This is a genomic window from Pseudomonas sp. G11, assembly GCF_029457515.1.
In the GTDB taxonomy this organism is placed as follows: Bacteria; Pseudomonadota; Gammaproteobacteria; order Pseudomonadales; family Pseudomonadaceae; genus Aquipseudomonas; species Aquipseudomonas gorinensis.
In genome coordinates this window covers 246837-259667 of sequence record NZ_CP120377.1, presented here as the reverse complement: position 1 = coordinate 259667, position 12831 = coordinate 246837, and the positions used below count along the sequence as shown (strand labels likewise).

Here is a 12831-nt window from a genome sequence, read left to right as displayed (position 1 = left end):
GAGTGGTGTCTCAGACGAGCAAGCCCAGTGTAGTGGCGCGCACTACGGTAGCGGTGCAGTTATGGACGCCCAGTTTCGAGCCTGCATTGCGCAGGTGAAACTTGATGGTTTCCCGCGATAGCGAGAGGATCAAACCGATCTCGTAGGCAGTCTTGCCGTCGGCCGCCCACTTAAGGACTTCACATTCGCGCCGCGACAGCGATTTTTCCTGCGGTAATTGCCACTGCGGTGTCAGTACTCGCAAGAACCCCTGATGGGCGACATTCACCAAAAACCGCATGTATTTTTGATTGGATGCCAGCTCTTGCGCAGTAATAGCGTCGCTGGGGCGCGCCAGTGTCAGCATGCCGCCGCTGCCGCGGCCGTCCAGACAGGATTGAGCCCAACCATGGACCAGTCCGGCTGCGCGGGCTTCCTCCCACATCTGCGGGGTTTGCTGGGTTATTTGCTCGTCCCAGACAATCGGTATCGTCGATTTCGTGCAGTGTTGCACTGTCGGGTCCACGGCAATGTATTCGCACTGGGCATAGCGTTGTCGCCACGAAGGCTGAAAATTGTTGCTCATCACGACCGCAGGGCGGGTGACGGGTATAGGTATTCGGATCCCATAGGCGCAATAGTCGAACCCTAGGTGTCTTGCAGTGCTTACTATCCGGTCCAACAATTCAGCTTCAGTTTGGGCATTGTCGATCGTGTGTAACAGGTCATCCATCCACTTCACTGTCATTCTCCTTGAATTGACCTTGTTACGCTCTATCTGCGCCGACTATCACTTTCGGACGCACTCATGACACAGGGTAGTGCTGCTACTGCTTGGTAACTTGCCAGACCAGTGATCGGTATTGGGATTACTGCCGCTAGGCAAGGGTAGCCTGACTGCGGCGGGAAATCATTGAGCTGGAACAATTCATTGACAGTTGGTGACCGAGCGTTGGGAAGTTTGAGACGTTCTGTTACCTGAACCCTGTGATGGCGTCACCACCGAATTGGCCCCGCTGCCGATAACTACAACAGCGCTAAAAATCTCTGTTTTTAAAGACAAAAAAGCCAACGTTTAAAAACGTTGGCTTTTTCAGTCAGTTGAGCTGACAAGCTTGAGTCATCTATTTGTGAAAGTTCTCATTTATTCTGAGAACCTCCACCTGTGTCCGGTTTCATTAGACCACTACACAAAATAGGTGATAGGCCAGGCCTCGTGAAATGGGACGCTTGGCCATTTTTTTTGTGAAGTGAAGGGGCGCGTTTCACAAAAAAGCTGAGAAGACCCTACCCACATCTCACAAAAGCTGAATAGCCTAGTGAGGGTCAGTGTTTCCACTGCGCTACCGATGTGTGCCTTTACGGGGTAATGGATGAGGAGTAGTCGCAGCGATCCTTTAGCTCCAAGTCTCGCGACCTTGGGTTCAGAATCCGACGGGCAATGCCCGCCGTCACTACTTCAGAGGAACCAGCTTCCTCTGCTGCCAAAATTACGGGGGGCTCATACTGGTACCCAAACCCGACAAATGCGCAATTGCAGCCCTCAACCGCAAGGCTAACCTAGGCGGCACGCGTGTCAATCAACATCTGATGCATGGCTGTGGTCACTTCGTCTATGAATCAACCCTCCGAAAAACGCAAAATGCTCAGAATCGCCTACCGCCCTCTCAGAAATTTTGATCATCACTATTCCTGAGGCGGAACCCTGAGCCCATTTGAAGGATATTTAAACCAGGATAGCCAGCTTGTTTTCGACAGCGGTATACAGATCGATGTCCGTCTCCGGGGTTTTGATAGAGATGATCAGACTGTAACGAGCGGGGAGCGCGTACCGGTTGAGATTGGGTCGGGTTCTCCACCAGCCCATTCCAGGAAACACAGCCAGCAAGCCACGGCTTGCGAGATCAGCAGCAGTGCCTTTCCAAATGTCTTGGTGAATGGACCCTTTGTGCCTGTATTGCCCCCCCAGGAGCCAGTCGGGATCCTTGGGCGCCATCCCTTCATTCACTTGCTCAGCAGCCGCATTTACGCGTCCCACAAAATCATCAGGCCCTTCCAAAGGCCGCTTAACATCGAATCGTAGGCGGTGTGATGGGTAGTGATACTTGGACGCGGAGCCGCGAGCAGAGGGATTCGGCTCAACAAAATAGGAAAGGGTTACCTTCATCTCCACCTCTGCACCTTGAAGAGCTTCAAGCTCGTCCTTTGGCCAAGGGATGTTGTGGAGATTCATCTCCTTCGTATCGATCTTCCCCTTACCTTTCTTATAAGGGTAGAGCTGGTCTTCCACCACCAAGGTGAGAGTGTTGCTCGCACTCCAAAGAGCACGTTCAAGACTTGGTTCTCCCCAGCCGGCATGTCGAATGAGGTTTACGTAGTCCGATTTCACTGGGCGAGCAGGGAGATAAGCCTCGCGCATAGCTTCCGACCATTCTGCTGAGTGAACAATCAGGGCGCGGACTGTCTCTGGACGCAAGGCCGGATACTGAACCAGAATTTGGGCCGCCATACGAGAGCACAATGCCGACGCTGCGCTCGTAGCGTTAAAGGTACAGAATCGTCTTGCCTCGAACTCATTCTTTGCGGTGAGCAAATTAAGGCTCGCCATCCCCGCTGCGCCATATCGGTCCTTGGCAGCATTGCCCCCCTCAAAAACCACGTCCGGTTTCAATGGCCAGGCACTTTCCCACGTAGCAGAGGTTGTGGTGAAGGGGCTGAGCCCACCTTCTTGCGCTATTGGTTCATAGGCAGTGGGTCTCGTGTCCATTTTACGGGTACAGGCCCCCACTGTCAGAGCGTTCCAAGCCTGCCCCGGATCATGGATCAGGTTGGTGCTCAAGCTCGCGGGATAAAGCATCCAAGCGTTGATGTCGCGAATGTTCCCGGCCGATTGGATAAACAGCCTGGGGAACTCACCTTCGTTATCGGCATCCGCAGCCAGGCTATCCAGCTTTGAAGACCAGGAGGATGGGCGACCGCGGTCACGATAGTCCTCGGCGCTAACTGCTGAATTAAAGACCCTGGATCGATCCGCGTGGCTAATTTCTGGTCGCGCCACCCCTTCAGCAAAAAGCGATGCATGAAGCAGTGCGTTCCCCTCGTTCGCCCCATGGCTTGGAAGAAGCTTCACCGACTCAAGCCGATGATGAATGCTCACACGTTCAAGTGATGATAGGCAGTCGGTAAGATCGCCATAGGCTGCGAGGGCTGCCATACCGGTGCCGTGGTTCTCCTCATCGTGCTTACCCCACTGAGGGTTTACGGTGTGAGTATCCTCTTCCTCGATCAGTGGACTGAGCAAGGGGTGGGCGCGATTGACACCAGAATCCAGCAAACAAATCCTGGGAGCGTGACGATTGACTGCTGGGAAATCAGTTCTCGCAACCAATTCATCCAGCCATTCGATTTGCTCTTCATTGGCCAAGTCATCGAAACTGTCTGCGGTTTCTTTGGCTCGACGAAGCTCAGCGACGCAGTTGAGCCCCATCACCGATTGCGAGAATTGGCGCTGGGAACCTTTCATCAGCACCACAGTTCGTTCGGGAAAATCAGCTCGTGCTTCGCTGACTACGCATCCACTACCTTCGACGATCTTGGTGAAATCGTTAATAACGGCCTGGCGCGCACCTCGTACCGGAAGCCACACCTCCCACCAAAACTCTTTTGATTTGTCGTCCGGCAGCAAATCTGGATCGTCTGTCCATAACGCTTCCAACTCGGCGTTGCGAATCGATTCGATCGTGTTGACTAGGTTACGGTGGTCTCGGGGATTACCGTTCTTGTCCTTCTTCTCCTGAAGGTACTCCGTAACGATCCTCTCAAAGTGGTCGAGCTTGCCATCGGGGACGAAGACGTTGGCAATGGTCTGGTCTCCCTCTTGGCGTACGCTGAGGAGTTCGATTTTCTTGCGCTCATCACCAAGGCTTTGGAAAGCCATTTCCACATCGGGCTGACCGACGAACTGGATTTGCAAGCCCAAGCCGCTTTCAACATCTATCCCCTGTTGAAAGTTCTTAGCTGCTTCGGCCATTGGCTTCAATGCGTGCAGTTGATGCTGAAGTGACGCACCATGCTGCTGCCTTGGCAAATCTGGGATCTGCGGTTTTACGCCACCCTTAGAGGCATGTGCCGTGAAATCTCTCGGCTTAGAATTTTTTGGCAGTATTAAGTGTTCACGCTTTGCGTTTCTTTTGTCCGGCATGGCTCGCTGCTACGTTGTTTTGCCAATTTCTGGCTGAGCAGTTGGCGGTCCATCAATGCCTTGCCCAGCGTCTGTCCTTTGACGCGTTCTTCATCGTGCATAACGGCATCTTTGATAGCGTCATCCACCGCCCGCCGGATTTCGGCATAGCTCAAACCAGCAGCCTTTTCCCCAATGGCCTTGGATGAAAAGGGCTTAGGCGCGAAATGTCCAAGCCGTGAACGAATAAGACTCGATGCTTGTTCAGCAGTCGGTAAGTGATACTCGATGACGTCATCGAAACGACGAAATAAGGCGTAGTCAAGGATCTCGGGGTGATTAGTCGCAGCAATGATTAAGCTATTTGATTGGTCTTCTTCGATCATCATCAAAAAGCTATTGAGTACCCGGCGTATCTCGCCAACATCGTTTGGCATTCCACGCTGGGAACCAATTGCGTCGAACTCATCAAAAAAATAGACACCACGGACTTCAGCTATGGCATCAAAAACCTGCCTCAGCTTCGCCGCAGTTTCACCCATAAACTTGGTAATAAGCGTGTCCAAACGGACAAGAAAGAGCGGCACCCCGAGCTCACCAGCAAGAGCGGATGCAGTCATGGATTTACCCGTTCCTGGGGGGCCCACCAATAGCACCTTCCTGCGAGGAGAAAGCCCATGCTCTCGTAGACGAGAAAACATTCGTTGCTCTTTCAGCACTCGTTGCAACTGAGCTGATGCTGCTTCGTCGAGAACCATTTCAACGAAACGATCTTTTGGATAGGTAACGCTCAGCAAGCCCGCCATTTCGCCGCGAGGCTTGGCAAGGGGTGTGGGGCTATTGCGTCGACCTTCAAGACTCACGCTGCTTTTAGCAGCATCGATCATGTCGCGCAGATCGGTCGCGAGCTTGCCATGGCCCGATTTAGCTTCGCGCGCGGCAACCTGCATCGCTACGGAATAGAACTGACTATCATCCCGTTCGATGTGAGATTTCACGAGCGCTTTGAGCTGTTCGGCGCTGGCCATTTCTGTTACCTGATCTCTGCAAAAAAATGCCCAATCCGTGGCTATGGCGACGACGCGGTGCTCAGGATAGGAGGGAATCAATGACTCGCATCCTGCTCGCCAAAGCAGGATTACGTTATGCCACCATGGTAGCAGTTAGAGTCAAGGGAGACGACTCTATTCCTATGAGCGGTGTCCTGATTTGAGTTTGAGGGATCGCCCCCATTGAGACCTCGTCTGAGACTCAGGAACACCAGGATGGGCGTCAAGGAGGTGGTCATTTTGAGGTGGACTATGCTGACCAGTTGCTCTCAAATCTAATCGTGAGGTCCTCCATGGCAAACCCCAATCTGCTGGCTCGATTCAGAGATGAAGTCCTTCTGGCCGGGCCTGAAAGCTCCCTACCTAGCAACCTATCTCAGTTCTGGCTTGAGGAGCTCCAGAATCATCTGGAGAGGTATTTCGACGGTTTGAACTCGGAGTCAGATGCAGAAGAGAAGGATCTCGACATCTCCCTCCCACTCGCAGCGATCATCCACATCTTGTTCGCAAAGAATGGTGGGGAGGAGATATCCGAGAGCTCTGAAAAGCTGTACGAGTATTTCCAAGACTACCGGCTCGAACTGGCCCTTGAAGAGATCACGCGAAAGACTCATGTGGCTGCCGAGGCTGCAACCATTGAGACCATCTTCACCAACCGAGACGTCCTGGTGGAGCAAAGCCCCCTCCTTCAATAGGTACCTCCACCGATGTCATCGCCGGCGGGCACGCTCCGAGGCATTGATGGAATGCATTTTGACGGCTGCCGAGATCAGCGAATGAAAGAAATTGCTGCGCCGATGTTCGATCTAATCGCTTTGTCGCTTCCACGAGGGTTGGGGTTTGGGGACAGCCCGCCAGTAGGGGCATGGCTTAGTGAGGACGGAATTTCTTGTGCCGCTCTAACCCGAAATATCCATTCCGGCAGCTTCGGAATTGTCACCTTGCGGCGTCGTGTCGATAGCGTGTGGGTGATCCTCAGCCATAGTGAGTGCACCACTGGCGAGTCCGAAGCCCGCGCCTCAATCAGCCATTTTCTCAATACCCAAGCCCATCCGCTTCCACTCCCTTCAGGTGAACGACGACGTGCTCCTCTAAGCAGAATGGGTAAGCGCACACCAAGCGTGGTGTTCAAATCACTATTTGATCCAAGCCGCCGTATTGGGGCGTGGGCGCTGAATCAACTGTATCTCGCACTGCCATCCCCAGACAGAAATTGGGTTCCCGATTGCCAGACTGAGAATTTTCACACCCGCCTTTGGGAAGCCCACCTATTAGCGATTTTTCGTGAACAGGGACTCTTGGTCACCCAGCCTAAAGAATCACCCGATTTTCACATCCAGAATAGGCTGGGAGAGGAGGCCTGGGTTGAAGCAGTGACAGCCAACCCGGAAGAGCGGTATGAGCATTTTGGCGCCTCGCCGGTCCCCCCACCCGCTGACCGACATGAGCGCTTCTTAGGAGCGGCTGCAGAAAGGTTTGCGAGGACCATTCAAAACAAATTGGACAAGCGTTACGAATCCCTACCGCACGTGGAGGGTAAACCGCTCATTCTGGCCTTAGCCGATTTCCATGCGCCCAGTTCAATGCTGTGGAGCAGGGAGTCGCTCATCAGCTATCTCTATGGCTTTGCAGTTCACTCGTCTGCGCATCGTGGAACGCACCTGATAACTGTGGAGGAAGAGACATCTCTGCTATCAGGGCGCCCCAACGGCCTATTTACGCTAAGGGAAAATGCCCATCTTTCAGCGGTCATTTTCACCAATGCCTGCACAGTGCCAAAGCTCAGCCGAGTGCCGATCTCAGGCGGAGCTCATCTAGACGGGTACCGATACTTGCGGTTTGGTGAGTTTTTCGACCGTTCTCCAGGAGCATCACGAGGCATCCCATTTCTGTTGGATGTAGCGTCCAGCGACTACGGTCAGCTCTGGCCGCAATATGGCTACGAGCCGTGGTCTGCTGAAGTGGAGGTCTTCCATAACCCTAAGGCACTACACCCGGTGCCTAATGAGCTGATACCAGAAGTCACCCACTGGAGAGAAGTAAACGGAAGAGTCGAGTGCGAATCTTTATTTGATGTATCCATACTCCGATCCAGGACACTCGTCCTCAGTGCAAACGCTAAGGTTCCGTCACTCGATGAGTTGCTGACAGCAACCAGTCTTCCAGAGCTCTGACGGCGGCGGGGTGATCGCATCTTTGCCCCGCAGATAGATGAGGATTTTTCAGCAAGATACCCGACCAGGGAAAGACATGAGACCCCCTGCGCAATTCAGAACCGTTGAAGCGTCACCTCTCATCGGGTAAAAGCATGACCTTCTTACAACGTTAAAACAGCGTCATCCCGAGAGCATAGGAAGAGAAATGTCGACCCAAGGACTAAACCGATTCATCGGACGCAAGATTCACGCAGTGATAATGATGGCCCCACTTAAGCGGGAAATGATACGCCTCGGCATATGCACCGTCATGGCAATTGTTCTGAATGTCATCTTGTATACCGGCGTTGAAATAGACGGTACCATCAAGCCCTGGGCAGAAACGCCGATAAAGCTATTTGCATCGTCGATGCTATTTGCCTTCATGATTAAGGCATTTTTACCACTTCTCGGGTGGACCATTTTAAAGGCAGTGCTACTCAGTGCAAACAATGCCTTCAGCGGCATACTGAGTTTTATGGGGAATCAGTTCACGGGCGTCATGTACTGCACCGGAATCATCCTGGGATCTATTACGATTAAGCAGTATATGATTTCTGGGGTCTTAGATTCAGAAATGGTTTCTCTGTCTGCTATCGTATTTGTCTCAGGGCTTATGTACTTCTTTATACTGCAATGCGCCATTCAAAAAACCATGAGTCCGGCTCTGCGTACACCAGCAGCACCCCGTTCAACCACTAAGCTGTGACTATTCCGCCTCTGGCGCTCAGTAGAGGCTCGATCTGCTGAATCCTCACTCATGCATACGTAGCCATTAATGGCCAGGCTCGCCTTCGACTTTATGAAGATGGCGAGCGTGCACGTGCCTGATTGCGCATGTATTCCGAGATGAGATTTCCGAAGTTGATGTCTGCCTCTTCAACGAGAATATTGACGTGGCAGTACAGCTCTTCAGGGCCTCGTAGATAATTGAAAATCCTAGATCTAACGATGCCGCAAACCCCTTTTTTGACCGCCGTAGAGGGGAGGTTGATAACATCGCCGACGCACGGAATAAGTGCTAAGCCATGGTCGCTGTTGAAGATAATGTCAGCTGGACAGGCATCAATCCTGGCATGCGATTGCCCTTGCGAAACCTGCTGATAATCAATGCTATACCTCATGTACAGCCTACCTCATTTGTTGGGTGAGGAATCAGCGCTGCGGACCGTAAACAGAAATCTCAAGCTCGCAAGCGACGGGACTATATAGCCGATTTTCGATACTTGAGAGCTTGGCAATTATCGCTTTTCAAGCACATACCCTACACCCCGAAGCGTATGTATCAATTTGGTCTCGAAAGGGTCATCTATCTTGGCTCTGAGTCTTCGAATCGACACCTCTACAACGTTTGTATCGCAGTCAAAATTCATATCCCAAACCTGCGAGATAATTTGTGTGCGGCTCAGCACCACACCGGTATTACGCATCAGGTAATGCAGTAGCGCGAATTCTTTCGTGGTCAGGTCAATACGCTGACCGTCCCTGAACGCCCTGTGCCGGCTCTGATCAAGCTCTAGGTCTGCGACGCGAATGACCTCTACGGATGCCGGGTGATCCGACCTGCGCATCAAGGCGCGAACCCGGGCCAACAGCTCAGGGAACTCAAATGGCTTGATCAGGTAGTCATCTGCGCCGTTCTCCAGCCCCCGGACCTTATCCGCCAGCCGGCTTCTCGCCGTCAGCATCATGATGCGGGAAGGGCAATTTTTACGGCGCAACAACTCAAGAACCTGCCAACCATCCATCTCTGGCAGATTTATATCCAGGATAATCAGCTCATATTCGTGCTGCTTAGCCAAGAATAATCCATCTGACCCGGTGTGGACGCAATCTACGACATAGCCACATTCCGTCAGACCTTGACGCACATACTCCGCAGTTTTTACTTCATCCTCAATTACCAGAATTCGCATGGGATTTTGTCTCGATATCACTGAGCAATTAACCGCGCACGCGCGCCGGCATTATTGAAAGGGATGGTAAATCAAAATGAGCGTGCCGGGGCTCAAATGACGGATTTGTAATTTCTAGGTAATACAGTTGATAGTCTGGCGGTATATCTTGTCGCGGTTTGGGTTTGACAGTTGCGGGCCCTCTCTCCAGCAGGTGATTTGACCTTATGAAGTATTGGGTTATTTTATTCTTTGTGCTGGCTTCGTTCCGCTCAGATGACGGCGAGGTCGCTCACATTGAAGAGACTGGTCATTGGTGTAGTCATGAACTTCACCGGCATGCGATGCGTACAATCGAACGCCTACTTGAATTCTAGGCAAAAAAAAGGCGCCCAATGGGCGCCAAATATCCACCTTTTACCAAAGGAGCACTTAAGCCACTCAAGGTGAATGCGTAATGCTCGTTTTACTAACAGGACCAGCCAATGGATAACTGGCCCAGTTAGCGAATTACAGAATCGAAAGCGGGTACTCGATGATTACACGAGTTTCATCCAGATCCGATTCGAAAGCAGTGGCACGCGTGGTTGCCTGGCGCAACCGGAAGGACAGATCTTTTGCCGGACCGGTTTGGACAACGTATTTGACTTCGACGTCACGCTCCCAACGCTTCTGATTGTCGAGCGGGTTGCCGTTGTCGTCGGTGCGCATGTAGAACTGGTTAGCGTTCGAGTAATCCGCGCCCGAGCCTCTGGCGTAGCGGGTCATGAACGTCAGGCCTGGAATGCCGTAGCTGGTGAAGTTCAGGTCATAGCGCAGCATCCAGGAACGCTCTTTCGGCGAGTTGAAATCGCTGTACTGGATGGAGTTGTCGACGAAAATCGAGTCCGACTGACGCAGGTAGTCGAAATCGTCGTCGCCGTTGTTGCGCTGATGCGACAGGGCCAGGGTGTGGGCACCGTAACGCACACCGACCTTGGCACTCCAGATATTGTTGTCGAATTCACCCAGGCGCTTCTTACCTTCATCTACGGCTTTGTAGTAGTTGAAGCCACCGATCAGCGCCAGATCGTCGCTCAGCGGGTAAACCACGCTGGTGCCGGCGTAGTACTGATTCCAGACGTCTTTCAGCTGGCTGGCGTAGACGCTCACAGTCCAGTTGTCGTTGATCGAGTAGTCACCACCACCGTAACCGATCCATGGCGAGTTGACCGGGCCGCCGTAGAAGGTCACGAAGTTGTCGTTCAGGTCACTGGAGACTGGCTGGCTCATGGCGTGCAGTCGACCACCCTGCAGGGTGAGGCCCTGGATGCTGGTGTTCTCAACGGTCACGCCGCGGAAGCTTTCTGGCAGCAGGCGAGAGTCGCCGGATGCAACCACCGGGGTCGATGGGAAAACATCACCCACTTTCACGATGGTATCGAACAAGCGGACTTTGGCTGCGCCGCCGACCTTGGTGTATTCGTCGCGAGCTTCGCCCTTGTTATCAACGGGTAGCACGTCGAAAGAGCTACGGCCGCCGTTGCGCCCATCACCGGTGTCGAGCTTGAGGCCGATCATGGCGAAGGCATCAACGCCAAAGCCAACTGTTCCCTGGGTAAACCCAGAGTTGAATTTGCTGATGATCGCGTGCGCCCAGGCTTCGGAGTAGCCATTGGTGTTGCCCTTGCCACTGTTGTAAGTGGGGGCGGTGCTGTCGCGGTTATCACGGTTGAAGTAGAAGTTACGGTTCAACACTGTAAGGCTGCTGCCTTCAATGAAGCCTTCTGGTTTGTCTTCAGCCTGTGCCGAAATAGCATAGCTTCCAGACAGCGCAGAAACTGCCGCCAAATACAGTGGTACTTTGATTTTCATCCGATGCTCCTTTGATTCACGGCAGTTTTTATTATGTTTACCGGCGCGGGTGTCGTTAATTGTTCTGACCCGGCGGCGCGCCTAGCGTAGCGCGAGCTAATATTTGCAGGCCGAAGATAACGGGAGGGTGATAGGACAATTACAATTTCGTCATCTACCTGTTGTTCGGCGCCTTCGCACCGCGTGTTTGCCATCTCCGTTGCTTGTATCGAAATCATCGTGTCGGGCTGGGTTTCCCAGTATTTACGGGCATTACAAAGCTTTCTTACGAAATTGTAATTTTCTAGCCACCCCTCTGATAGCTACCGCTCATTAGAGTGCCATCACCTAATCAAGTGGGGCTTGGCAGCTGTTTCGGCGTTCTCGCCAAGCTTTATCGAAGTTTGTGCACGAGGACCATCAAAGTGCCCCGGTATAACCGCAATGTCTTACCCAAGACCCCCGTCTCGCCCTGGAAGATCGCTGCACTCTGTGCAGTCATCTCTGGGTTGATGGCTCCTGCAGCCCTTGCCCAAAGCATCAGCTTGCCTCAGGCGCTTTCGACGGCCATGGATGCCAACCCAGACCTGGCCGCTGCCAGGCAAGAGATTGGGATCGCTGATGGTGCTCGCAAGCAGGCCGGGCTTATCCCCAACCCCACAATCTCGTATGACGTGGAAGACACCCGTCGTAACACCAGCCAGACGACTGTCTCTCTCAGCCAGACCCTTGAGCTGGGTGGCAAGCGGGGGGCTCGTGTTGACGTCGCCACATACGGGCAGACCGCCGCACAGCTTGAGTTAGACCGTCGCGTTAACGGCCTGCGTGCAGACGTCGTCCAAGCCTTTTATGCCGCGTTGCGAGCCCAGACAGGTCTCGACCTGGCCAAGCAATCTCTCGAATTGACTGAACGCGGTCTTCGCATCGTCGATGGCCGTGTTCGCGCAGGTAAATCGTCCCCAGTGGAGGCGACCCGCGCTCAAGTGCAACTGGCCGAAGCCCAGCTGCAAGTTCGACGTGCCGAAACGGAAAAAGCGACCGCTTACCAACAGCTCGCTCAAATTACCGGGAGCTCAGTCACCGTGTTTGATCGACTCGAATCGCCAACCCTCTCCCCGGGCTTGCCACCTCGCACTGAAGATCTGCTGGCAAAGCTCGATCAGACCGCAGAAATGCGCCAGGCCGTGGTGCAGATCGACAAGAGCGATGCCTCGCTCGGTTCAGAGAAAGCTCAGCGTATCCCGAACCTTACCGTCAGCGTAGGTAGCCAGTACGACCGCTCTGTGCGCGAGCGAGTCAACACTGTGGGCCTGTCTATGCCTTTGCCGCTGTTCGATCGTAACCAGGGCAACATTCTTTCCGCTTCTCGTCGTGCAGATCAGGCCCGAGACCAGCGCAATGCTGTGGAGCTGCGCCTGCGCACCGAAACCCAAACCGCGTTGAACCAGTGGTCTACCGCCATGCAGGAGGTCGAGTCCTACGACAAGACCATTCTGCCGTCAGCCCAACAAGCCGTAGATACCGCAACCCGCGGCTTCGAGATGGGCAAATTCGGCTTCATCGAAGTGCTGGATGCCCAGCGCACCTTGATCGTCGCTCGTGGCCAATACCTCGAATCGTTGGCAGCGGCGACCAATGCGCGTGCGCAGGTGGAAAGGGTTTATGGCGAAGTCGGCTCAACTGCCGGCGCTCGCTGAACG

General features: G+C 53.4%; 10 protein-coding genes. 4 read left to right on the top strand and 6 right to left on the bottom strand.

Translation table 11 applies throughout. From position 1 onward, the window contains the following. Positions 1-10: 10 nt before the first annotated feature. The 3 genes from P2T68_RS01100 to P2T68_RS01090 form a co-directional block, all read right to left on the bottom strand. The gene (locus P2T68_RS01100) at positions 11-727 is read right to left on the bottom strand and encodes a LuxR family transcriptional regulator (RefSeq protein WP_051448857.1); all 717 of its coding nucleotides are present in this window, start codon (positions 725-727) and stop codon (positions 11-13) included. 978 nt (positions 728-1705) lie between these two features. Beyond that, on the bottom strand, positions 1706-4180 hold the full coding sequence (locus P2T68_RS01095) for a S8 family peptidase (RefSeq protein WP_169912143.1): 2475 nt from the start codon (positions 4178-4180) through the stop codon (positions 1706-1708). Continuing rightward, positions 4144-5187 carry an ATP-binding protein gene (locus P2T68_RS01090; protein ID WP_169912189.1) on the bottom strand — a complete coding sequence of 348 codons (1044 nt, stop codon included), beginning with the start codon at positions 5185-5187 and terminating at the stop codon, positions 4144-4146. Before P2T68_RS01090 ends, P2T68_RS01095 begins: the two co-directional genes overlap by 37 nt. A gap of 314 nt (positions 5188-5501) precedes the next feature. On the opposite strand from P2T68_RS01090, the gene P2T68_RS01085 reads away from it, so the two are divergent. The 3 genes from P2T68_RS01085 to P2T68_RS01075 all read left to right on the top strand — a co-directional run bounded on the left by P2T68_RS01085 (position 5502) and on the right by P2T68_RS01075 (position 8112). Continuing rightward, positions 5502-5903, top strand: a complete 402-nt coding sequence (locus tag P2T68_RS01085; protein ID WP_169912142.1) for a hypothetical protein — start codon at positions 5502-5504, stop codon at positions 5901-5903. A gap of 81 nt (positions 5904-5984) precedes the next feature. Then, entirely contained in the window at positions 5985-7382 is a 1398-nt protein-coding gene (locus P2T68_RS01080) for a hypothetical protein (RefSeq protein ID WP_223625449.1), read from the top strand. 187 nt (positions 7383-7569) lie between these two features. After that, positions 7570-8112 carry a hypothetical protein gene (locus P2T68_RS01075; protein WP_169912140.1) on the top strand — a complete coding sequence of 181 codons (543 nt, stop codon included), beginning with the start codon at positions 7570-7572 and terminating at the stop codon, positions 8110-8112. 91 nt (positions 8113-8203) lie between these two features. Here the strand turns inward: P2T68_RS01075 and P2T68_RS01070 are convergent, their stop codons facing one another. The 3 genes from P2T68_RS01070 to P2T68_RS01060 all read right to left on the bottom strand — a co-directional run bounded on the left by P2T68_RS01070 (position 8204) and on the right by P2T68_RS01060 (position 11152). Next, a complete protein-coding gene (locus P2T68_RS01070) occupies positions 8204-8527 on the bottom strand; it encodes a hypothetical protein (RefSeq protein WP_169912139.1) in 324 nt (107 codons plus the stop codon). 117 nt (positions 8528-8644) lie between these two features. Further along, complete coding sequence (locus P2T68_RS01065) at positions 8645-9319, bottom strand: heavy metal response regulator transcription factor (protein ID WP_003253420.1); 675 nt, start codon at positions 9317-9319, stop codon at positions 8645-8647. A gap of 489 nt (positions 9320-9808) precedes the next feature. Continuing rightward, complete coding sequence (locus P2T68_RS01060; protein WP_009395919.1) at positions 9809-11152, bottom strand: OprD family porin; 1344 nt, start codon at positions 11150-11152, stop codon at positions 9809-9811. 404 nt (positions 11153-11556) lie between these two features. Between P2T68_RS01060 and P2T68_RS01055 the strand changes: the two genes are divergently transcribed. Further along, positions 11557-12828: a TolC family protein gene (locus tag P2T68_RS01055; RefSeq protein ID WP_169912138.1), complete on the top strand. Its 1272-nt coding sequence runs from the start codon at positions 11557-11559 to the stop codon at positions 12826-12828. Positions 12829-12831 lie beyond the last annotated feature (3 nt).